20 protein-coding genes are annotated in these 22109 nt (G+C 42.4%); all 20 read right to left on the reverse strand.

The features are described from left to right. Positions 1 to 24: 24 nt before the first annotated feature. Complete coding sequence (gene spoIIGA / locus KYJ26_RS19025; protein ID WP_219169014.1) at positions 25 to 951, reverse strand: sigma-E processing peptidase SpoIIGA; 927 nt, start codon at positions 949 to 951, stop codon at positions 25 to 27. A 255-nt stretch (positions 952 to 1206) separates the two neighbouring features. Further along, positions 1207 to 2370, reverse strand: a complete 1164-nt coding sequence (ftsZ, locus tag KYJ26_RS19030; RefSeq protein WP_219169016.1) for a cell division protein FtsZ — start codon at positions 2368 to 2370, stop codon at positions 1207 to 1209. Between the two features lie 41 nt (positions 2371 to 2411). Beyond that, entirely contained in the window at positions 2412 to 3710 is a 1299-nt protein-coding gene (gene ftsA / locus KYJ26_RS19035) for a cell division protein FtsA (protein ID WP_219169018.1), read from the reverse strand. Between the two features lie 115 nt (positions 3711 to 3825). Then, on the reverse strand, positions 3826 to 4188 hold the full coding sequence (locus KYJ26_RS19040) for a small basic family protein (protein WP_206851012.1): 363 nt from the start codon (positions 4186 to 4188) through the stop codon (positions 3826 to 3828). 1 nt (position 4189) lies between these two features. After that, positions 4190 to 4918: a DUF881 domain-containing protein gene (locus KYJ26_RS19045; RefSeq protein WP_219169020.1), complete on the reverse strand. Its 729-nt coding sequence runs from the start codon at positions 4916 to 4918 to the stop codon at positions 4190 to 4192. A 72-nt stretch (positions 4919 to 4990) separates the two neighbouring features. Next, positions 4991 to 5692 carry a DUF881 domain-containing protein gene (locus KYJ26_RS19050; protein WP_257475147.1) on the reverse strand — a complete coding sequence of 234 codons (702 nt, stop codon included), beginning with the start codon at positions 5690 to 5692 and terminating at the stop codon, positions 4991 to 4993. Further along, positions 5676 to 6461 (reverse strand): cell division protein FtsQ/DivIB, encoded by a 786-nt coding sequence (locus tag KYJ26_RS19055; RefSeq protein ID WP_219169024.1) that lies wholly within the window; start codon positions 6459 to 6461, stop codon positions 5676 to 5678. Before KYJ26_RS19055 ends, KYJ26_RS19050 begins: the two co-directional genes overlap by 17 nt. A gap of 641 nt (positions 6462 to 7102) precedes the next feature. Next, positions 7103 to 8203 (reverse strand): stage V sporulation protein E, encoded by a 1101-nt coding sequence (gene spoVE, locus KYJ26_RS19060; protein ID WP_219169026.1) that lies wholly within the window; start codon positions 8201 to 8203, stop codon positions 7103 to 7105. A gap of 105 nt (positions 8204 to 8308) precedes the next feature. Continuing rightward, on the reverse strand, positions 8309 to 9658 hold the full coding sequence (gene murD, locus KYJ26_RS19065) for a UDP-N-acetylmuramoyl-L-alanine--D-glutamate ligase (RefSeq protein ID WP_219169028.1): 1350 nt from the start codon (positions 9656 to 9658) through the stop codon (positions 8309 to 8311). Next, positions 9659 to 10633 (reverse strand): phospho-N-acetylmuramoyl-pentapeptide-transferase, encoded by a 975-nt coding sequence (mraY, locus tag KYJ26_RS19070; protein ID WP_219169030.1) that lies wholly within the window; start codon positions 10631 to 10633, stop codon positions 9659 to 9661. It abuts the gene before it with no gap. Positions 10634 to 10635: 2 nt separating this feature from the next. Next, a complete protein-coding gene (locus KYJ26_RS19075) occupies positions 10636 to 11061 on the reverse strand; it encodes a hypothetical protein (protein WP_219169032.1) in 426 nt (141 codons plus the stop codon). A 2-nt stretch (positions 11062 to 11063) separates the two neighbouring features. Then, on the reverse strand, positions 11064 to 12524 hold the full coding sequence (locus KYJ26_RS19080; RefSeq protein ID WP_219169034.1) for a UDP-N-acetylmuramoyl-L-alanyl-D-glutamate--2,6-diaminopimelate ligase: 1461 nt from the start codon (positions 12522 to 12524) through the stop codon (positions 11064 to 11066). Positions 12525 to 12718: 194 nt separating this feature from the next. Beyond that, positions 12719 to 14635 (reverse strand): stage V sporulation protein D, encoded by a 1917-nt coding sequence (locus KYJ26_RS19085; RefSeq protein WP_308807574.1) that lies wholly within the window; start codon positions 14633 to 14635, stop codon positions 12719 to 12721. A gap of 219 nt (positions 14636 to 14854) precedes the next feature. Next, on the reverse strand, positions 14855 to 17050 hold the full coding sequence (locus KYJ26_RS19090) for a penicillin-binding protein (RefSeq protein ID WP_219169038.1): 2196 nt from the start codon (positions 17048 to 17050) through the stop codon (positions 14855 to 14857). Then, on the reverse strand, positions 17050 to 17418 hold the full coding sequence (gene ftsL / locus KYJ26_RS19095; protein WP_219169039.1) for a cell division protein FtsL: 369 nt from the start codon (positions 17416 to 17418) through the stop codon (positions 17050 to 17052). The genes KYJ26_RS19090 and ftsL overlap by 1 nt, the downstream gene beginning before the upstream one ends. A gap of 25 nt (positions 17419 to 17443) precedes the next feature. Further along, positions 17444 to 18379 carry a 16S rRNA (cytosine(1402)-N(4))-methyltransferase RsmH gene (gene rsmH / locus KYJ26_RS19100; RefSeq protein WP_219169040.1) on the reverse strand — a complete coding sequence of 312 codons (936 nt, stop codon included), beginning with the start codon at positions 18377 to 18379 and terminating at the stop codon, positions 17444 to 17446. A gap of 38 nt (positions 18380 to 18417) precedes the next feature. Continuing rightward, positions 18418 to 18849 (reverse strand): division/cell wall cluster transcriptional repressor MraZ, encoded by a 432-nt coding sequence (gene mraZ, locus KYJ26_RS19105; RefSeq protein WP_219169041.1) that lies wholly within the window; start codon positions 18847 to 18849, stop codon positions 18418 to 18420. A gap of 219 nt (positions 18850 to 19068) precedes the next feature. Beyond that, complete coding sequence (gene bshC / locus KYJ26_RS19110) at positions 19069 to 20688, reverse strand: bacillithiol biosynthesis cysteine-adding enzyme BshC (protein ID WP_219169042.1); 1620 nt, start codon at positions 20686 to 20688, stop codon at positions 19069 to 19071. A gap of 87 nt (positions 20689 to 20775) precedes the next feature. Beyond that, positions 20776 to 21162: a DUF3397 domain-containing protein gene (locus tag KYJ26_RS19115; RefSeq protein WP_219169044.1), complete on the reverse strand. Its 387-nt coding sequence runs from the start codon at positions 21160 to 21162 to the stop codon at positions 20776 to 20778. Between the two features lies 1 nt (position 21163). After that, complete coding sequence (locus KYJ26_RS19120; protein ID WP_219169046.1) at positions 21164 to 22060, reverse strand: 2-dehydropantoate 2-reductase; 897 nt, start codon at positions 22058 to 22060, stop codon at positions 21164 to 21166. Positions 22061 to 22109: the final 49 nt, after the last annotated feature.

Below are 22109 nucleotides of genomic sequence, written 5' to 3' on the forward strand. Positions count from 1 at the left end.
GTGAGTATAGTAGTAATAATTGAATCAAGAAACATTGAGTACCGGTTTCCGTGAAGCCATTTTCGGATGGACGATCGCTTGAAAATTCCCGTCTGCTGAAAGAGGCTCTTCCCTAAAAGCAATCAATCCATTGGGTATGGCCCATTCAGATTCATGATCTTTCAATACTAATGAATCAGGCTTTATGGCAGCGAGAAGCTGACTTTTCCTTCCTACCGATTGTGCCGGTATTATACGCATCCTGTCAGACCAGCAGGCGCCGATTTCTTTCTCACCAGAAAAAATCTCTTCAACTTCATGGCAAAGTGCTCGCATATCATGAGGGATATCACCCTCGATTCCTGCAATGGATAAGATCATGACAGGGTTTTTGGAGATTGGGTCCTGAAGCTGGTTTCCGCTGTCTACAAGTCCTGAGACCGTACAATGAAAATCTTCAATCTTAATACTCACTTCCAGGAGCTGATCATATTGAAGCTTCACATGCTCAATGCTCTCCACCCTGCCTTTTGAAAAATACCAGGCAAGCGGCAGTGCGAGCATTACAAATACCCAGCTTATCGGGTCACCAAATCCGCGTATGCTTGCAAGCAGCATGGATGATTCCCTGCTTGGATCAAAGCTTATAAAATAATGAGTCCCTATTAAAATTCCACCGGTAAAGAAGGTGACGAAATAGAACATAAAAAGATTAGATAAGTAATAGCGCAATCTTCTATAACCAAAAGCTGAAAATACCATGACAACGGAAAATAATAATTTTACAAAAGGGTTCCCAGTAAAATGAGCAAATGGTGAAAAAGCCAGGAGAATAATGATAGAGCCTATCAAACTGCCGACCCCGATTCTCCAGAGGGCATATTGTCTCTTTAAGATGATCCCTGTTAACCATAGAAGGAAAAAGTCTACTAACAGATTCAACAACCAGATGACATCCAAATATAAAGTCAATCTCTACCCTCCTTTTCACATTTCACCCAGCAGCTAAAAGTCACCAGAGGAATGACTTATCAGAAGTATATCGTACATACCTTTTAAAGGTTGTCATTTTTTGTATGCTTAGAAGGAAAACTTTTCGGAGATATAAACGAAAAATGTCATTAAATATAAGGGGATTCTCGCTATGATTTTAGAGGGGAATAATGAAAGCGAAAGCAAAAACCCCCAAGGTAAGATACCTTGGGGGTTTTTGTTTATAATCGGTAATTATCTCCGACGGTTACGGTTGCGAAGGAATGTTGGGATGTCCAATGTTTCTTCAGCACCTTGATTGGAAGAAGTTCTCACAGGCTCTTGTTGTTGAGGCTGCTCTTCCCGTTTAGGCTGTTCCCTTTTAACCGATGGGCTTGGGTTTGGACTTTGATTTGGTTTCATTCCACCAAATGTTGGTCGTGTTTGTTTTGGAGGCTGGATGACCTCTTCATTGAAACCTGTTGCGATGACGGTAACGACAATATCATCTTTTAAATCTTCATTGATGACTGAACCGAAGATCATGTTTACTTCTTGATCTGAAGCAGATGCTACGATGTCAGCCGCCTCCTGAACTTCGTATAGGCTCAATGACGTTCCTCCTGTAATGTTCATCAGGACACCTTGAGCACCGTCGATGGATGTCTCAAGCAATGGACTTGAGACTGCTTTTTTCGCTGCTTCAGTGGCACGGTTTTCACCTGATGCTGCTCCGATACCCATTAGCGCTGATCCTTTGTTAGACATGATCGTCTTAACATCTGCAAAATCCAGGTTGATCAGACCAGGTGTAGCGATGAGATCCGAGATACCTTGCACACCCTGACGTAAAACATTATCAGCTTCACGGAAAGCTTCAAGCATTGGAGTGCTCTTGTCCACGATTTCTAGCAGGCGATCGTTTGGAATGACGATAAGGGTATCTACGCCTTCCTTCATGGCCGCGATACCACCGCTTGCTTGGTTTGAACGCTTTCTGCCTTCAAATGTAAATGGTCGTGTCACGACACCGACTGTTAACGCGCCAATTTCACGGGCGATTTGAGCGATTACCGGTGCTGCACCAGTACCTGTTCCTCCGCCCATTCCGGCCGTAACAAAGACCATGTCCGCCCCTCTAAGGGCCTCTTCGATCTGCTCTTTACTTTCTTCAGCAGCCTTTTTACCAACTTCAGGATTGGCACCTGCACCTAATCCCCTGGTTAATTTGCCACCGATTTGCATCTTTATTTCAGCTTTAGATAGATTCAAAGCCTGTGCATCCGTATTGACTGCGATAAATTCAACACCTTGAACACCATGTTCGATCATGCGGTTTACGGCGTTGTTTCCTCCGCCACCGACACCAATAACTTTTATTGTCGCTAATGAATCTAAATTTGTATCAAACTCCAACATGACAAATCCTCCTAACTCGTCGAATCTATGGATTCCTTTATTTATTCAAAGAAGTATCCAAAGAACTTTTTCACTTTTGACATGGCCTTTTCATCTTCATGTTCTTCTTCTTTTACCTTTGCAGGCTTTGGCTTTTTATTAGCGGGTTTTGATTGACGCTTCTCGGCGGCCTCTACGGGCACCGGTTCTGCGCTTACAGATCTTCCTTGCAATCTAGCATTCTTCTGAGCATATTTGATCAATCCAACTGCTGTCGTATACTGGGGTTCCCTTACTCCGATATAATCAGGAATTGCCACGCGTACACGATTTTGGAAAACGATTTGTGCTAATTCTAACACACCTGGAAGATTTGCTACACCACCAGTCAGTACATATCCACCTGGCAGATCCCTGATTCCCAATCGCTTCAACTCATGGCTTATGAGGTCCAGGATCTCTTCCAGCCTTGCTTCTATGATATCAGAAATTTCTAATTGATTAAATTGCTGATGTTGATCACTGCCAATAATTGGCACACTGAACACTTCATCTTCTGACGCGTGGTCATAAAAAGCATGTCCATATTTCGTTTTGATTTTTTCCGCATCGTCCGTCGATGTCCGTAAACCGATCGACAAATCTTTTGTGATATGCTCTCCGCCAACGGGAAGCACAGTCGTAGCCTTCAGGTGCCCCTGTTCAAAAACAGCGATGGTTGTAGAACCGCCACCGATATCGATCAAGGCAGCCCCAAGGTTCTTTTCATCCTTGGATAAAGCAACCGTACCTGCAGCTAGTGGCTGAAGGACGATATCGACAATTTCAAGTCCAGCCTTCTCTACACACCTGAGAGTATTATGTAAAATCGTCTTAGATCCAGTAATGATGGTCCCTTCCATTTCCAGCCGAACACCGATCATTCCACGTGGATCTGTAATCTCATCCAACCCATCAACAATGAATTGTCTTGGGATCACATTGATGATTTCCCTTTCTGGAGGTATCGAAACAACCTGGGCTGCATCCATCACTCTCAGAACGTCTTCATCGCCAATCTCCCTGTTGTCACTCGATACTGCCACAACTCCATGACAGGATTGAAGTGAAACATGATTTCCTGTAATGCCTACGATGACCTGACTTATTGATAAACCGACCATCCTTTCAGCTTGTTCAACTGCCTTCTTGATTGTATGAACAGTTTCGTCTATATCTACGATGGAACCTTTTCTGATTCCTTCTGAGTTCACATTTCCTACACCGATTATGTTTAAGGAATCATTCGTCATTTCACCAATGATTACTTTCACTGTGGATGTACCGATGTCTAGGCTAACGTAAATTTCATTGCTGTTCACTCTATGGCACCTCCTTAAAGAATGTTTATTTGGAACAACAATCCTAGAAAAACATGATTCTAAGTATATCTTAATATGATATTCGTCGTAACAAAAACGATTCCCTTTTAAAATTCTAATTTTTTTCTCTTTTTTCTTGATTATTTGACCAATTGCTAATCATTATTCGTCTAATCACTGCTATGTTCTGGAATAATCTTACTCCAAAAGCAAAAACAGCCGCCAAATATAAGTCTACACCAAGATGTACCCCCAGAAAAGCTAAACTTGCTGCTAGTAAAATATTAAAAAAGAATCCAGAAACAAAGACCTTATCATCATAAATATTTTGGAGGTGGGCACGAATACCGCCAAATAATGTATCCAAGGCTGCCAAAACCGCAATCGATAAATAATTGGAATATTCTTCTGGAATCCTAATATCTGTGAGAAGCCCAAGGAAGACCCCTACTAGCAACCCTAAAACGGGAAGCCACATATTACTCGTTCCCTCCTCTTTCCTTAACCGGTTCCATGAAACGGACCCGGATTGTATCCTTATATTCCGGAAGCACCAGCTTTTCTAAAGGTTTTGAAATGTTCACCCGAAGGTTATCGATAAAGAAATCTTCCACTGACCTGGAAACCTGCATGCGGTTATACAAATCCTTGGCTGCTTTTACATCTTTGGTCAGCACTCGTACCTCGAACGGGATTTTTTTTATCGTATTGCCATCTACCTTCGTATCTCCGTTAATATCCCTTATGACTGAAGTGTTGATCAATCGATGACCATCAATCGCAATATCAACAGCATCATACTGATTCAGTTCATTTACAAGCCTTTCCAAAAGTTCCGGGGAAACGTTCTGAACCTTTTCTCCGAGAAGGATTTCCTCCATTGAAGGCTCAATGGTCAGGATGAGTCCGGGGCCAGTCTTTTCAGTCAGTCCCATTTCAGTCTTTAATTCCTCCAGCGTCTGCTTCAGTGCCTGTTCGGGACTTGATTGTTGCTCTGTCTTGTATTGTTCAAGCTTTGCTTCTACGGAACGCGTTTCAGACAATAAATTGGAGTTAACTTCCTTCTCTTTCAAAAGAGCTTCCCTCAGCTCCCAAATATCCCGTGTATCCCGGACCACCGGCTCTTTTACAGTCTGAAACTGAATGGCGACCATAAATCCGATTATCACCGTAATGACTGTAAAGCTGATTTTCAGTTTGTTATCCATTTAGTGCACCTTACTTTCAAAACTGACCCTCATCCTGAATAAAGTCTATCATCCGCTTTTATGCAAGCAGGATTACGATTCACCAATCGTAGGTTCCAGGATGACCGTATTCTCTTTTTTCATTTCAAAGATGATATTATCATTCACTAGCTGATCTTTCACTCCGCCATTGATATTCATGGCAGAGGATAGTACGTCCGGATCACCGATTGCCGTGATTTTGAACGGAGCAGGGTAATCGATCCCATCAATCTGTATGACTGGACCATTACAAAGTATGTATGAATCATGCTTCAGCCTTTGCCCATTAATGGCAACCACAGAAGCCCCTGCTATATATAATTCGTTAATGACCTTGAATACATGGTGTTCATGCACAATATAATTATTGGCGTTCTCTTCTTCAGGATCATACTGGGCATCTGATAAAGTAACGGTTACACCCGGACCTTTCACTTTCGTCTTGCCCAGGTACATTCGATACTTCTCGGCATCTTCTGCCAAATTAAAATAAATTTGTTTCTCTTTAGAAAATTCTTTCTCCATATTCCCGATCTTCTCCTGTTTCTCATAAAGCTTTTCCTGCAGCTGATTGTTCTTCTGCTGATACTCCAGGATTTGATCTCTTAATGCTTCTTCCTGTTTCCATTGACCATTCGTCCGATTCCCAAGTTCTGCTTGTTCTGTGTTTGCCAGACTGAATGAAAAAGCAAGGATGAAACCCAAAACCAGACACACAAGAGAGAGGATCACGTGCTTACCTCTCACCCTCATCCTCTTCATTGCTTTGTTCACCTTCCGTTTCGTATGCTCTGAAATAAGAACCAACCTCTAAATCAATGACCCCTTTAACTTCAGGATCTAATTGACTGACAATCGAAGGATAATGCACCATTTTCTCAGAGAAACTTCGAATGGTTGCACTCACTTCGAACCCATCGTTCATAAATAGAGTCAAATGATATTGATCTGTTTTCTTAGGGACGAGATTGATCTCTGAAATGAGATGTTGAACTTCATCTGGTAGCTCGCCTAATTCCTTCACCATTTTGACCAGGACTTTATCTTCTTCGAATCCCCTTAATAGGGGAGCATCGACGGGTACCGCCCCGGTCCCTTTATCCAGGACCTTTCCATTCGATAATATGACAAAGAATTTGTTCCCCTTAGAGAGGTACGCTTTCTTATCATATTCATGAATGGTTATTTCGTAAGAATTCGGGAATGTCAGTTCAACCTTCGCATCCTTCACTTCGGGCAGCTTCTTTAATTGTTCCACGGTCTTATCTTTGTTTACACTCCAAACATTCATGCCACTGTCAATTCCACTTTCTTGAAGAACTTTCTTATTAGAAATCAGTTCATTCCCATTAACATCCACCGTCTTCACATGACTAAGGGGCGATTGAAAATAAACAACCGACAAAATCATCAGGAAGAATAAAGAAAGTAATAACATAAGTCTGCGATTTGCCTTCTTTTTTCGGTGTTGTTTTAATTTAGGAATTCGATCTTCAATGGAAACAACATTTTCTTTTTTCATTTCGTTCTCCTCAATTTCACTTTTGATTCATTATGTCATGGATAAGATATACTCATCTCGTCTTATAATGAAAGTACTCTTTATATTGGGATACCCCCTATTTTATACGAAGGCATCACTTGTTGAAAGAGGAACAGAACGTTTTCTGCCATAAACCTTTGTTTGAAACAGAATAATTGTTAATAAGTGTTACCCGGTGACAACAAGTCTTCTTATCCTCTGATGACAGGATTCGCTAAGATGGATTGTTCATACCACTTTTAGCATATGTACGTTTATTCACTTTCTAAAAAGATGGCCACCTTATGTAATTCACTCTTGGACCCTATTTTAAACAACAATTGAAGCATTATGAATGCATGTCATTGAATTGTAAAAGTTTTGGTTAACAAAAGTAACAAACTCTCCTTTATTTTGAAAAGGTATGATTATTATGAATTACGTATATGTAATTTATTGTAACATCCCTTCTTTGAATATCCTATCGTTATTTCTTTAAATACTTGGAATTTATTTGTTTTATTTCACAATCAGAAAAATAGAGACCGACGAGTACAACGGGAGGAGCAAGAAAACGATCTTTATGGATCGCTCTCCACTTCTACCATTCTGTTTCTCTCGTCAATCTCTATTATGAAACGTTAATTCCTCGTGTAGCGGCTGATATTTAACAGGACTCCAACAGCCATGAGCATAAGCGTCAAAGATGATCCCCCGTAGCTAAGGAATGGCAATGTGATTCCCGTCACGGGCATCAGCCCTGTTACTACCCCTACATTGATCATCACCTGTATGGCAATCATGGATACGATTCCTAAAGCGAGAAAGCTTCCAAACAAGTCGGGTGCACCCAACGCGATCCTGATACCCCTCCATAAGATTAATGAAAATAGGATCAGTACCAAAGTTCCCCCAATAAATCCGAGTTCCTCTGCCAGAATGGCAAATATAAAGTCATTTTGTGGTTCCGGTAAGTAGAAAAACTTCTGTCTGCTCTGACCCAGTCCTAAGCCGAATAAACCTCCCGGCCCTATTGCATATAAGGATTGAATAATTTGGAATCCACTGTTTAACGGGTCCTGCCAGGGGTCCAAGAAGGAGGTTATCCGTTTAATCCTGTAGGGTGCAGAAATGACGAGCCCCACAAACCCCAACAAACCGATCATTCCAAGGCCTACGAAATGTTTTATCCTTGCCCCTGATATAAAAATCATTACAACGGAAGTCCCGACCATTACAGTACCTGTTCCTAAATCCGGCTGCAGCATAATCATTCCAAAAGCTGTAAAGACGAGCAACAGTGCAGGCAGGACTCCTTTTCTAAAAGAAGTAATGTACTTTTGATTCTCAGATAAATACTTTGACAGGAAAGCAATCATGGCCAGTTTCATGAACTCGGAAGGCTGAATTGAAAAGGCACCGACCCCTATCCAGCTTCTTGAACCATTCCTCAATACGCCTATACCGGGTATTAATACCAGGACAAGAAGAACGAAACAAACGATAATAATGACTTTTGACCATTTTCTCCATGTCCAGTACTCTACGTTCATGATGAAGAACATGGCAACTAATCCCACACCAGCAAAGAGCACCTGCCTTTTTGCAAAGAAAAAGGAATCATCGAATTTGTAATCGGCCCAAACGGCGCTGGCACTGTACACCATGATCAAACCAATGGCAAGTAAAGTGAGTGTAACCATAATGAGAATAAAATCGGGAGTCGATTTTTTTAAAGGCAAGCGTAAACACCTCGAATTGACAAATTTAGAGCCGTTCGAGCAATGAAATCTAATCCTGATGTCTAAAATGGTTAAGTATCGATGCTCTATATAGACAAGCCCTCTTTAAAGCTTATGCACGGCCTCGATAAAAATGTCACCACGTTGTTCAAAAGTACGATATTGATCCCAACTCGCACATGCCGGGGATAACAATACGATATCCCCTTCCTTTGCGTGCTCATAAGCAACCGGAACTGCCTTTTCAACATTATCGACAGGAATGATGGTTTGTATCCCTGCTGCTTCTCCTGTCTTCACGAGCTTAGCTGACGTTTCCCCAAAGGTGATCAACGTTTTAACATTGGACAGGTAAGGTATCAGGTCATCGAATTCATTCCCCCGGTCCAACCCTCCCGCCAGCAATATGGTAGGAGAGTTAAATGCATCAAGGGCGCTTTTCGTCGCCAGGCTGTTCGTTGCTTTAGAATCATTATAGAATTTAATCCCCTTTACTTCCTTGACGAATTGGGTGCGGTGTTTCACTCCTCCAAACGTACTCAGTACCTTCTTGATACTGTCATTGGATACACCATAGATTTTACAAGCCACAACGGCACAAAGGATATTTTCAAGGTTATGAGCGCCAGGCAGGACGATTGAGTCCAGTTCAACGACACGTTCCTCCTTGAAATAAATCGCCCGATCTTTAATATAGGCTCCTCCTTGTACTACTTTTTGTGTTGAGAAGAGTATCACCTGAGCTTTTGTAAAGCTTATCGCTTTATGTACATGCTCCTGGTCCCCATTGATGATCAGATAATCATTTTCGGTTTGATTTTTTGTAATATTGGATTTCGCTTTCCAATATTCTGTCAAGTCCCCATGATAATCAAGATGAGCATCATAGAGATTTGTAATAATCGCAATATGAGGAGCGAATTCCTCTATCCCCATCAGTTGGAAGGAAGAAAGTTCAACTACCATTTTCTCGTCTTTTTTTGCTTTCTGTGCAACCTCAGAAGCGACGGTACCAATATTCCCTGCTATTAGTGGCTTTTGGTTATCCTCCCTCAACATTTCGAATAGGAGAGTGGTCGTTGTCGTTTTTCCATTTGTCCCCGTGATCCCGATCATTTCTGCTTCAGAAATCAAATAAGCGAGTTCCACCTCGGTTAAGATAGGAATATTCTTTTCCATTGCTTTTTTTATCAATGGATTATGGTATGGGATTCCAGGATTCTTGATTACATATTGAAACCCCTCATCCATCAGCTCTATGGGGTGACTTCCACATATGACTTTGATCCCTTCCTGCAGGAGTCCCTGCGCCTCAGGGTTCTCTGACAAAGGCTTTTGGTCATTCACCGTTACAAATGCTTCTAACTTATGTAGGAGAGAGGCAGCACTTACCCCACTTTTTGCCAATCCTAATACCAATACTTTTTTATGTTTGAATTTCGTTGTATTTTTCATTTATAACCACACCTCGATATAGATTCCCAATACGGCAAACAGCAATCCCACCGTCCAAAAAGTAACGACGACACGCCACTCACTCCATCCGACCAATTCATAATGATGATGCAAAGGGCTCATCTTGAAGATCCGCTTTCCTGTTGTTTTAAAGGATGCGACCTGTAAGATCACGGAAAGAGTTTCGATTACGAAAACCCCTCCAATAAGGATTAGAATGATTTCAAGCTTGGTCAGGATGGCAATCGCTGCGATCGCCCCACCCAGTGCAAGAGATCCAGTATCCCCCATGAATACTTTGGCAGGATGGGCATTAAATACGAGAAAGCCCAGGACCGCTCCCACAACCGCCACACCGAAGATGGCAACATCATATTGCGATTGGCTCCATGCAAGCACGGCCAGTGCTCCAAAGGCAATCGCACTCGTTCCGGATACGAGTCCGTCCAGACCATCCGTCAAGTTGACAGCGTTTGAGAATCCGACCAGCCAAAAGATGATAAATACACAGTAAAACCATCCTAATTCAATGGAAAAATCCGTTAATGGAATCGACACCGTGGTCGGAAAGTCATTCTGCTTAAAGATGAGATAAAAAATAACCGAAATAATAATTTGACCGAGCAGTTTCTGCTTGGAAGTCAATCCCAAATTCCGTTTCATCACGACTTTAATAAAGTCGTCCAAAAATCCCAATAATCCGAAACCTACGGTGACCATGATCATTAAATATGTCTCGGGGCCAGGATCAGAGTATTTCCCAGTCATGACAAATGTTGTAATGACAATCGAAACCAGGAACGCGATCCCGCCCATCGTCGGTGTTCCGGTCTTTTTCTGGTGTGACTGCGGACCTTCATCCCGGATGCTTTGTCCAAACTTCAATCTTCTGAGGAAAGGAATAAACACAGGGGCAAGCAGTACGGTTATTAAAAATGACATGATTATCGTAAAAAGTATCACTTGTTCCATCATGGCTATTCCCCTCCTTTTTCTTTTGTCGTATCCAGCTCATGAGAGGATTCGTTCAAGGATAAATCCACTGCTTGATAATTAGATTCATTAGTAAATATAAACTTCGTCATAATTTCCCACTTTTCTTGATTGTAATTTTGTTTGTAATTCTCTAGTAAGTGTACATAAGCCAGGTATACATCATCAACCATAAATAATGGAAAGTGATTCGGAACATAAGATGGAATGGGATCATCTTTCCGCCATAGGGAAGCGATCGCACCCATTTCAATACTCTTTAAAAGATCGATTTCATCACTAAAAGGGACATAAAGTCCCTTCTCCATCGTCATACTAGTTGAATTAGAAACTATTAAAAACGTAAATCCCGGCAAGTGAATTCCTTTGGTATCTGGAAACAATCTCTTCACTTCATCATAAAAAAGCATTTTCACATCCCCTTGATGAAGTTTCTCGCAACTTCCCGATCATCAAAATCGAACACATCGTTTCCTATGATCTGATACGTTTCATGACCCTTCCCGGCAATCAACACCACATCTCCAGGTTGTGCAAGATTCAACGCTTCCTTGATCGCTTCTTTACGATCAATGATCAATTGGTATTGTTTACCGAACACTCCCGATTCCATATCTTTTAATATACTCACGGGATCCTCTGTCCTGGGATTATCAGAGGTGAAAATCGCATAATCTCCGTAATCACACGCGATTTCCGCCATAATAGGCCTTTTGATCCTATCCCTGTCCCCTCCACAACCGACGACTACTATCACTTTGCCGTTTGTGATCGTCCGGGTGGTTTCGAGTACGTTTTTCAATCCATCCGGGGTATGTGCATAATCAATGATGACTGAAAAAGGCTGACCCTCAGAAACCGTTTCAAATCGCCCCCTGACCCCTTTTGCCTTCTCAAGGCTCCTTATACTATCTTCGATCGGTATGCCCGCAGCGAACGCTGTAGCTAAGGCAGCAAGTGCATTGTAAACATTGAATTTCCCAGCATACTTTAAAACCATCTCCCATTCCCCGAATGGGGACACAAGTGTGAATACGGACTCGGTTGCCCCGAGCACCAAATCCTTAGCAAAAAAGTCAGCCGAAGAATGGAGACCATATGTAAGTACGTGGGCGGCTGTGGACCGGATAAAGTAATCTGCTGCTTCGTCATCCTTATTAATAATGGCGTATTTAGGGGATTTCTTAAAATAAGTATTCCCTAATTGGGAAAACAATAAGCCTTTCGCGTTCCGATAATCATCCATGGACTTGTGATAATCCAGGTGATCCTGGGAGAGGTTTGTAAACACTGCGATATCATAGTCGCAGCCGTGTACACGCCCTTGATCCAGTGCATGGGAAGAAACCTCCATGATGGCGGATCGCACCCCTTTATCACAAAATCGCCTAAATGTCCGTTGAAGGGTTAAACTGTCAGGAGTCGTGTTATGGCTGACTTCCAACTCATCACCCACTTTAATATGCATGGTTCCGATTAAACCGGTCTTCATCCCGCTCTGGGTGAAAACCTGATCAATTAGATGGGTGGTCGTGGTTTTTCCGTTTGTTCCTGTCACCCCGACCAAGAGAAGCTGGTGGGAGGGTTGTTTATAGAAATAGTCTGCTAATATGGCCATCGCTTTCTTCGTATCAGGAACAATAATGACGGGAATGTCTGCATCAAGTGTCCTCTCTGCAAGGATGGCTGCTGCACCATTTTTTTCGGCCACCCCGGAAAGCGAGTGGCTATCAACCTCTAATCCATTGATACAGATAAATAAATCACCATTCTTCACTTTTTTATGGTGGTTCGCGATGTTTGAAATAGCTGGATTCCCTTCACCCTGTACTGAGAAAAACGGTAGTACTTCCAGCAAAGTGTGCAATCTCATCTTTTCAACTCCTCACAGGTAGAAAGCAACCTTTTTATATTTTACAAAAAAATACGTATGAAAGCTATCAACCTTTTAACTTAGTTCGATAACTTTATTGATTTACGTACTTGCCTTATAAGTTCCCGGGGACATTTTCAAATCAAATCCCCGGGATAGATGACAAGGGTAGCACATGTAGATTTTCCGCATGACTATTCTGAAAGATAAACCCTCACTTTGGATCCTTGTTTGATTTTCACCCCGGGATCGGGAGACTGACTTACCACTTTTTCCCCGTTTCCGCTTACATCCAGGTCAAGGTTAACGAGTTGCTCCTGAAGTTCATTTTTCGTCAACCCCACCAAATCAGGTGTTTCAATCAGAGGAGTGTCCGTCCACGTCATTTCTTTTTCAATTTGACCTTTTCGTTTCGGTACTCCCATTGCTTCCAGACTATCACCAATGATACTTCCACCAATCGGGGCGGCGACGACACCACCGAATTGAATCGTCCCCTTCGGATTATCCACTGCTACGTACACGACAATTTCTGGATCATCCATAGGTGCTACTCCCATAAAGGAAACGATGTGATTATTTTCAAGATATTTACCATCTTTGGCTTTCTGGGCTGTTCCTGTCTTTCCCCCTACCCGGTAACCATCTACATATGCTTTCTTACCGCTGCCTTTGGCAACGACACTTTCCAGCGCTTCGCGGATCTGCTTGGAAGTCTCTTCTGAAATGACCCTATCCTTGATTTGCGGTGTCTTTCTCATCACAACTTCTCCCGTTGCAGGATCAATTAGCTCTTTTGCAATGTAAGGCTGATACAATACGCCTCCGTTTACAGCTGCAGATACCGCTGCTACTTGCTGAATCGGGGTAACAGCCACACCTTGACCAAATGCTGTCGTCGCTTGCTCTACTGGTCCCACCCGATCAAGATTGAACAGAATACCCTTTCCCTCTCCTTGAAGATCGATGCCCGTCTTTTCACCAAATCCAAAATTATGGATATATTCGAAGAGTTTCTCTTTCCCTAGCCTCTGTCCCAGTTCGACAAATCCCGGGTTACATGAATTCTGTACGACTTCCAGAAATGTTTGCGTGCCGTGCCCACCGCGCTTCCAGCAGTGAAGGGTCGATCCAGCCACTTCAATGTGACCAGGATCATGGAACGTTTCTTTATAGAGGTCGACCTTCTTCTCTTCCAGCGCCGCTGCCAGAGTAATGATCTTGAACGTGGAGCCCGGCTCATAGGTACTCCAAATCGGCAGATTCCGGTTATAAATCTCTTGGGGGACATTTCGAAAGTTAGCCGGGTCAAACGTCGGCCTGCTCGACATGGCCAGTATTTCACCATTGTTTGGATTCATGGCGATGGCGATGATGCCATCGGGATTATAAGTCGCCTCGGCGATGTCCAATTCCCGCTCCACGATGGTTTGCACTTTGGTATCAATCGTTAATTTCAGATCCAATCCATTTTCAGGTTTTTCAAAGTCATCCGCCATATCTGGCATTCTCTTTCCTTTTGCGTCTGAGAAAAATTTAACATACCCTTTATCTCCACTAAGCTCTTCATCGTATGAAAGTTCAAGTCCCATCAGTCCCTGATTATCAATCCCTGCGAATCCAAGGACATGGGATAAATAGCTTCCGTAAGGATAATAACGCTTAGAATCCTCTCCTAAATAGACTCCCTTTAGATTGAGGTCCCTTACTTCTTTTGCTTTATCATATGAAATCTTTCTGGCTTCCTTAATCAACACCATATTGGCTTTCTGTGTTACATATTTATATGCAGATTCTACTGAAATATTAAGGACGGCCGCCAGTTTATCTGCTGTCCCTTGTGGGTCTGTGATCTGCCGTGGAACGACAAAGATCGTCGGTGCACTTTGATTCCCGGCAAGCTCAACTCCATTACGGTCTACTATTTTTCCCCGTTCAGGTTGAAATGGGATATTTCGACTCCAAGAGTCTTTCGCTAAGCCGGTAAGCCAGTCCCCTTTAAAAAACTGAACATACCCAAGCCTTATATCTATGATGGAGAAAACAAGGACTCCTACTATAAGCGCTGCAGCCAACCTTTTCCTTACCGTTACATTGGATACTCTTTTCACAAATGGAACCTCCCCTTCTATGGCTCGTTCCATTATATGCTTGGACTTATTGGGGTATGTTTGAAATCAATGAAAGACTCGTGATGGTGTAGGCAGTTCTACTTGCGGGGAGAGAAGAAAAAATAAAAGGGTGACTTTGATGAGCAACCCCCATATCCCTAGCCTCAATTATGCACGCAGCTAAGGTGGGGGATGTCTCATGCATTAGTCATCCCTTCATTATTCGTTTACTGGCTGTTCATCATCCGCTACCTGGGCAGATTCTTCTTCAGGAGTCTTGAAGTTGATGACAAGGGGCTCATTTTTCTTAACCTTTGCCCCAGGCTGAATGTTTTGACTGACAGCAAAACCATTTCCGACCATATTCATCTTTAAACCGGCGATATTGGCTACCTTGAAGACATCTCTCACAGACCACCCTTTCATATCCGGAATGGTCATGTCGCCGTCTGTTTTAATGACGACCCTTTCGCCTTCAAGGATGGCGTTTCCACCTTGAGGCAGCTGTTTGACCACCTGGGAACCATTCCCGACTACGATAGGAGTGACCCCTGCTTTTTCAAGATCTTTTTTCGCTTCTTCCAGGCTCATTTCCCTCGTATCAGGCAGTGACTGTTTTTTCAGGCTCACTTTTTCCTGAGGTTTGATATTCAGGTACTTTAAGCTGTTTTGCATGACAGGATTGAAAACCGCCGATACCGGATCAGAGCCGATTTCAGTCGGCTCCAACTCAGGCTGCTGTACCCCTACGTAAACAATTAACTGAGGATCATCGATGGGAGCCATCCCCATAAAGGAGAAGAGATAATTTTCTTTACCCACCATATACCTGCCATTTGCGGGATCAGGGATTTGTCCTGATCCCGATTTTCCACCAACTCGATATCCTTCTATCGCAAACTTTTGCCCTGTACCATGTTCAGATGTGACAGTCGTCTCCAGGTATTCCCTCGTCTTGATCGCTGTTTCTTTCGAAATGGGACTTCCGGAAACTTCGGGCTTTGTTTCTTTGATCACTTTTTTCGTATTGGGATCCACGATTTTGGAAATGACATAAGGTTTCATCATTTTCCCATTATTCGCAATCGCTGACTCAGCCTGTACCATTTGAAGAGGTGTCACAGTTGTTCCCTGACCAAAGATGGTCGTGTATTTTTCAATCGGATAATGATAAAGGATAGAACCTGAAGCTTCGTTTGGTAACCCTACATCCGTCGCCTCACCGAATCCAAAATCATGTAGGTAATCCTCATATTTTTTAAAGCCGATTTTATCAAGGAGATTCGCAAATGCAACATTGGAGGACCTTTGGACGCCTTCCAAGTACGAAATTGTCCCCCACCCTTCTCCGCCATTGTGATCCCGGATTGGATTTGGAACATTTTCCACATAGAACTTACCAGATTCATAGGTTTCATTGGGATTGAACTTTCCTTCATTCACCGCTGCAGCCAGAGAGAAGGATTTCATCGTCGACCCGGGCTCATAGGTGTCTTCAACGATGATATTGGTCCAGTTATCCAAGAGTCCCTCTCTTGTGTCCGGGTGAAAAGTAGGTCTTTGTGACATAGCGAGAATCTTTCCCGTCTTCGGGTCGGATACGATCGCAAACATTTTCTTCGGCTTATATTTTTTTTGGACTTCATTCATTGCCTCTTCAAGAAATGTTTGAATCTTCTTATCGATGGTCAGATAAAGGTCATCCCCATCCTCGGGTGGAGTCACATGTTCATCTGCATTCGGCAGGAGATATCCCCATACATCACTCTTATATGCAACAGAACCATCTTTCCCTTTTAACACATCATTGAAGCTTGCTTCGACTCCCATTTTCCCAATTGTTGTGGAATCACCGTCATCGTCCGTCGTTTTTTGTGCGAATCCGATCAGATGTGAAGCAAAAGAGCCGTTAGGATAAAATCGTTTCGCTTCCTTCCTGAACGTTACACCTGGAAGATCTTCTTCCTTGATTTCAAGCATTTTCTGATGTGATAGGTCTCTCCCGGGAGCACCGAATTCTACTTGATAAGGTCCTTTTTTATTTAAACGGTCATAAATCTCGCTCTCCTTCATATCAAGATATTCAGCGAGAACTTTGGCCGTTTTTTCCGGGTCGGTCACGTGCTTCGGTTTTTTCGGATCACTCGTGATGCTTGGGTCAAGTATAGCAACCAGGGTATACGCAGATGTATCCTCTGCAATGACCTCCCCTTTACCGTCAAAGATTGTTCCTCTATGCGCTTCTAGAATATGACTTTTAATATATTTTTTTGCCGCCTGTGATGCCAGGACTTTTCCTTCCGCTTCCCCAGTGACCTGAATGGTGACAAAGCGGACCATTAATACAAAAAAGAGCAAGCCGAAAATCCCGAAAAGGATGGCTGCCCCTATGTTCATACTTGGTCTCTTTTTCATTATTGTTCAACAACCTTAACATTCTTTTCTTTCAAGTTAAGTCCAAGTTCCTTCGCCTTTTCAAGAATACGTTCATACGTACTCAATTCACTCACTTGAAGTTTCAGGTCATTGTTGGCCTTTTCCTGTTTTTCAATGGTGGTTTCAACGTGCTGAACCTCTTTGTTGACATCATAGATGGCGGCCTGTGTCGATACGATTTGAACGGCCAAGAAACAAAACACCATGGCGAATATGGCCACAAGGATTTTTTCACCCGGTGTGACAACGGACCTTCTTCCCTCATTCAGTCTTTGTGGTTTGGCTTGAACGGACTGATAAGATTTCTCCACTTTTTGCTGCTCGTAATTTCTGGCTAAGTTACTCAAAATTCTCCCTCCTGTTTCCTTCTTTTTATATATTTTTTTCTGCGATTCTCAATTTAGCTGACCTGGCACGATTATTTTCTTCTAATTCTTCTTCGCCAGGCAGGATCGGTTTTCTCGTAATCAGTTTAAGTTCCGCTTCATAACCCTCAGGAATAATAGGTAAACCTGGAGGCAGGTCAGGTCCTGACGCTTTCTCCTTGAACATCGTCTTACAAATCCTGTCTTCCAGGGAATGGAACGTAATGACACTCACCCTTCCACCCTTATGCAGAAGCCCTATTGCCTGCTCCAAGGAATCTTCGAAAGCTCCAAGCTCATCATTCACGGCAATACGGATTGCTTGAAACACTCTCTTGGCTGGATGGCCACCCTTTCGCCTAGCGGGTGCCGGAATCCCATCCTTGATCAATTCCACAAGTTCCCCAGTGGTTTCAATCGCTTTCACTTCACGGGCCGCTTCGATCTTTCTGGCGATTTGCTTCGAGAACTTTTCTTCTCCATATCGATAAAAGATCCGGACCAAATCCTCAAAGGACCAATGATTAACCACATCAAAGGCCGTTACTTCCCCTTGTAAATCCATCCTCATGTCAAGAGGCGCATCATGGTGATAACTAAACCCTCTTTCTGGAGTATCCAGTTGAGGTGATGAAACACCAAGATCGTATAAAATCCCATCCACACTATGTACTCCGAGTTGTTCAAGTTCTTCTTTGATATGCCTGAAATTTGATTGGACGAATGTCACTCTGTCCTGATAAGCAGAAAGTTTTTCTTTCGCATGGTTGATGGCTGTTTCATCCTGATCAAAGCAATACAGACGACCTTCTGGCGATAGCTGACTGACAAGATATTCACTGTGCCCTGCACCGCCTAGCGTACAATCTACATATACTCCATCTTTTTTAATATCCAGACCGTCTACGGTCTCTTTCAATAATACAGTTGTATGTTTAAACATGTTGAATTCACCTTTCCAATCGAACGTTTTGTGGCGGGCTAAATATCGAACCCTACCATATTCTCTGCAAGTTCAGCGAATGAATCTTCAGATTGTGTGAAATAGTCTTCCCATAATGATTTACTCCAAATCTCAATTCGATTGGAAACTCCTAAAATAATGCATTCTTTATCCAAATGTGCATAATTCACAAGTGTAGCAGGAATATTCACCCTGCCCGTTTTATCCAGTTCACTCTCTGTTGCTCCCGAGAAGAAAAATCTGGTGAAGGCACGGGCATCTTTCTTAGTCAGTGGCAGGGCTTTAAGCTTTTCCTCTAATGAACGCCATTCATCCATAGGGTAACCAAACAAGCACTGGTCAAGCCCCCTGGTGATGACAAATGAATCACCGAGGTGTTCACGGAACTTGGCAGGTACAATTAAACGGCCTTTATTATCAATGTTATGTTGATATTCGCCCATGAACATATGCACTGCCCCCACTTTCTAACACAAATGTACCACATCCCCCCACTTTTCTCCACTCTTTTCTATATTCTTTTCTTGCATAATATTCCCTCTTTTTTTCATTAGTCTTTTTCCTGCTTTTCCAGACAATTTTCCGGTTGAATAATTTGTCAATATCCAACAGAAAAAGGACCTAATTCGCACTTTACAACGAATTGGGTCCTTTTTTATATTAATGGATCATATATATATCACTTTATGCGCTCCATCAAACGTAAAATCTTGAAGAGTCAGATCTTTCACGAAATCTGGGCCGTACTTATTTAAGAAATAGAGGATATTCCAGGTTCTTTCCTGAGGTCCTTCATTGGGCCTGATACTGTTTTCTACTTTCATAAATTGAGAGAACGTTAATGAGTGCTTATCTTTCAGCGCTTTCTCTATCTTTTTGCGTAAATAATTGAACTGATTATGATGGAACTCCAGATTCTTTTCGATAATGGGGGCCAGCCCTTGATCAATCGAAATGGATTGTTTCAAGATTTCCTCATATTTACGAGTGAGTTCCTCCTGGATTTCGTTCATTTCCTTCTCAAGTCCCGGACGTTCAAGAGTCTTCCAAAAAGCATCCCTGGCAGTCGTTACTCCTTCTGTAAGGACTCCTTCAAGCGTCAACTGGAGTTCCTGCATCCTTTTTTGGATGTCCCTTTCCACTATCGTGATGTTTAATCGGGGCACAACAGGAGGCATCTTTAAATCCACATGTTCAAATGCCTTCTTCAATTCCCCCCAGTATGCAATTTCGCCCGGACCTGCAATAAATGCGAGACTCGGGAATAACCACTCCTGCATCAATGGCCTTGTAACGACATTATTACTAAATGATTCAGGATTATTCTCTAGAATGGTCAGCAACTCGGCTGAAGAAAATATCTTATTGCTACTTTTCTCAATGAACACTTCACCATCTCTATCCAGCAGCGCCCTTTCGTTCTGAATCTGTAGAAAAAGATTGGCGGCATCAGGGGATATTTCCAATTGAGTGCCGAATCCACTCTCCTGAATGACTCTTTGTTGTTCCAGTACAGCATCTGTTATTGACTTACTGCTTTCAATCAAATGATGAAAATGCGACCCTTCAAGTCTTCTGAGGGGAGGATAAGACGAATCAATGACCAGCAGTCCGAAATCTTTAAATAAACTCATGACAAAATGCGCAAAAAAGCGAACGATCGTTTGTTCCTCGTCTATCATCTTATTGAGTTCTTTCAGCATTTCTTTTGAATACTCCGTCTCACCTAGAACGGTCATGATGTCACCAGCCCAATCCTTCATCACCGACTTTGTATACGTGATGTGAGAGGTCATCTTTTTTTCCAGTACCCTTTCAGGATACCCAACCTTCTCAAGCTTCGTTCCTTTTTCAACGAATATATGATTCACTTCTTGATAATCGTGATCTTCTCCGGCAATCCAAAAAACCGGGACAACCGGATGTTTTAATTCTGCTTCCTGCTGCCTCGCTAATTGAATGACTGAAATGATTTTATGTATCGTGTAGAGGGGACCGCTCATAAGGCCAGCCTGTTGCCCGGCTACGACGGTAACTGCATCATCCCTCAATTTCCCAAGGGATTCTTCCACTTTATCGGACGTAGGCAACCCTTCCATATAAGAGGAAATACAGGTTGTCAGTCCTTCTCTAGGGAATTGTCGCGATTGAAGGTCTTTCATACGGTCCTGGTAAACTGAGGGCATGTTGATATTATAGTGAAAAAAAGAAGTGACAGGCTCTTCTTGGTTTAAATATTTAGATGCAAACAGATTGATTGCAGGAATGTTTAAGCTTTCCAAATCCATGTGATTGACTCCTTTTCTAGCTCTTTATATCCTAACGATGAGTATATCATTCCACATAAGGAAAAGGAAAAATCCTGCCTGTTAATTTTAATTCAATTCAAGAATTCTAAGGATGAGGCCGGTGATCATCAATGTGATATACGCAGTGAAAAACAAGAGGAAGTTGACTCTCCAGAAGCCTCTCAATACTTTGGGATAATGTATCTCACCTTTTGCCTTCCAATACATAAGGGCAAACAGTACCCCGATGGAACAAACCACTATAAAAATGAGCCACAGGTACGATGTCTGCCAAATGGCTATGACAATAAAGTGAACAGAGACAATTAATAGAAAGGTGGTTATATCGATGGCGATATGCACCGCTTTCCGATGACTCTTCATGATCTCCTTTGCAAGAATAAAACTAATGAAATATCCCAAAAATGGAATCATAACGAAAATGGCTATGATTGTAGAAAAAACGGACGCCATTTTATCCCCCCAGACCTTCTCTTTCTATTCCTTTAACTAATCTGTAAAGTACATTCATGTTGGGTACAAAATGGTGTTCTTCTTCTGCTTTATCCAGAAGTACGCCTAAGATCGATTCGATTTCCGTTTCTCTTCCCGACTCAATATCCTTCAACATGGAAGATTTATTCAAATATGTATTCCTGCAGATATCGACTACTTTATTAAACGATATGACTTCGTCCATTTGAGGGAACAAGAGCATCAACTCTTTGAATACATCCCTTTGTAAATGCTGAAAAAATGAATTTTCGACCAGTTTACCGTTCGTTACACCGGTCAGGGCTGTCAATGGATTGATACATACATTGACGAATAATTTGGTCAGGAGCATTTTTTCGAAGTCAGGTTGGATTGAAAAGGGAAATGAATGGACACTCTGTGATACTACTTCTTGCATCACACCCCAATTCCCTCTAATTAATGCAATATTAATCCCTGCTTCCCCTAAATGATGTACAGTGACATCATTTTCTTTCATTGCCCCATGCTCGACCGAACCCGCTATCAAATGATGATGGGGTAATGATTTCACCCACTCGATATGTCCTATCCCATTTTGGACAAACATAAGGGGACGTTCTGCACTAAATTTGAAGAGAGTCTCTCTAAGTGAGAAGAGATCATACCCCTTAACAGCTACAATCCCAAGGTCAAATTCCTGAACTGACTCGATCTGATTGACCGAAGTGACCCTGGTATTGATGGTAGATCCATTTTTAAGTATAGTTACTCCGTTATGATTCAGCGAGCGAGCCTGTGATTCTCTCCTCACAATAAGGGTGACATCGAATGATTGGCCCAAATACCCGGCAATCAAAAGACCAACCGCTCCTCCTCCTAAGATTCCTATTCTCATAAAGACCCCTTCTCCTGCTTCATTTATGAACATTTTACCAAATTTCCCT

The organism is Rossellomorea orangium, assembly GCF_019334305.1.
Classification (GTDB): domain Bacteria; phylum Bacillota; class Bacilli; order Bacillales; family Bacillaceae_B; genus Rossellomorea.

Bases quoted from the DNA above. Each gene is read 5' to 3' on its own strand.
- ftsZ (WP_219169016.1), bottom strand. From the start codon at position 2,370: ATGTTGGAGTTTGATACAAATTTAGATTCATTAGCGACAATAAAAGTT.
- KYJ26_RS19040 (WP_206851012.1), bottom strand. From the start codon at position 4,188: ATGTGGCTTCCCGTTTTAGGGTTGCTAGTAGGGGTCTTCCTTGGGCTT.
- KYJ26_RS19045 (WP_219169020.1), bottom strand. From the start codon at position 4,918: ATGGATAACAAACTGAAAATCAGCTTTACAGTCATTACGGTGATAATC.
- KYJ26_RS19050 (WP_257475147.1), bottom strand. From the start codon at position 5,692: ATGAGGGTGAGAGGTAAGCACGTGATCCTCTCTCTTGTGTGTCTGGTT.
- KYJ26_RS19055 (WP_219169024.1), bottom strand. From the start codon at position 6,461: ATGAAAAAAGAAAATGTTGTTTCCATTGAAGATCGAATTCCTAAATTA.
- murD (WP_219169028.1), bottom strand. From the start codon at position 9,658: ATGAAAAATACAACGAAATTCAAACATAAAAAAGTATTGGTATTAGGA.
- mraY (WP_219169030.1), bottom strand. From the start codon at position 10,633: ATGATGGAACAAGTGATACTTTTTACGATAATCATGTCATTTTTAATA.
- KYJ26_RS19075 (WP_219169032.1), bottom strand. From the start codon at position 11,061: ATGCTTTTTTATGATGAAGTGAAGAGATTGTTTCCAGATACCAAAGGA.
- KYJ26_RS19080 (WP_219169034.1), bottom strand. From the start codon at position 12,524: ATGAGATTGCACACTTTGCTGGAAGTACTACCGTTTTTCTCAGTACAG.
- KYJ26_RS19090 (WP_219169038.1), bottom strand. From the start codon at position 17,050: ATGAAAAAGAGACCAAGTATGAACATAGGGGCAGCCATCCTTTTCGGG.
- rsmH (WP_219169040.1), bottom strand. From the start codon at position 18,379: ATGTTTAAACATACAACTGTATTATTGAAAGAGACCGTAGACGGTCTG.
- mraZ (WP_219169041.1), bottom strand. From the start codon at position 18,849: ATGTTCATGGGCGAATATCAACATAACATTGATAATAAAGGCCGTTTA.
- bshC (WP_219169042.1), bottom strand. From the start codon at position 20,688: ATGGATTTGGAAAGCTTAAACATTCCTGCAATCAATCTGTTTGCATCT.
- KYJ26_RS19115 (WP_219169044.1), bottom strand. From the start codon at position 21,162: ATGGCGTCCGTTTTTTCTACAATCATAGCCATTTTCGTTATGATTCCA.
- KYJ26_RS19120 (WP_219169046.1), bottom strand. From the start codon at position 22,060: ATGAGAATAGGAATCTTAGGAGGAGGAGCGGTTGGTCTTTTGATTGCC.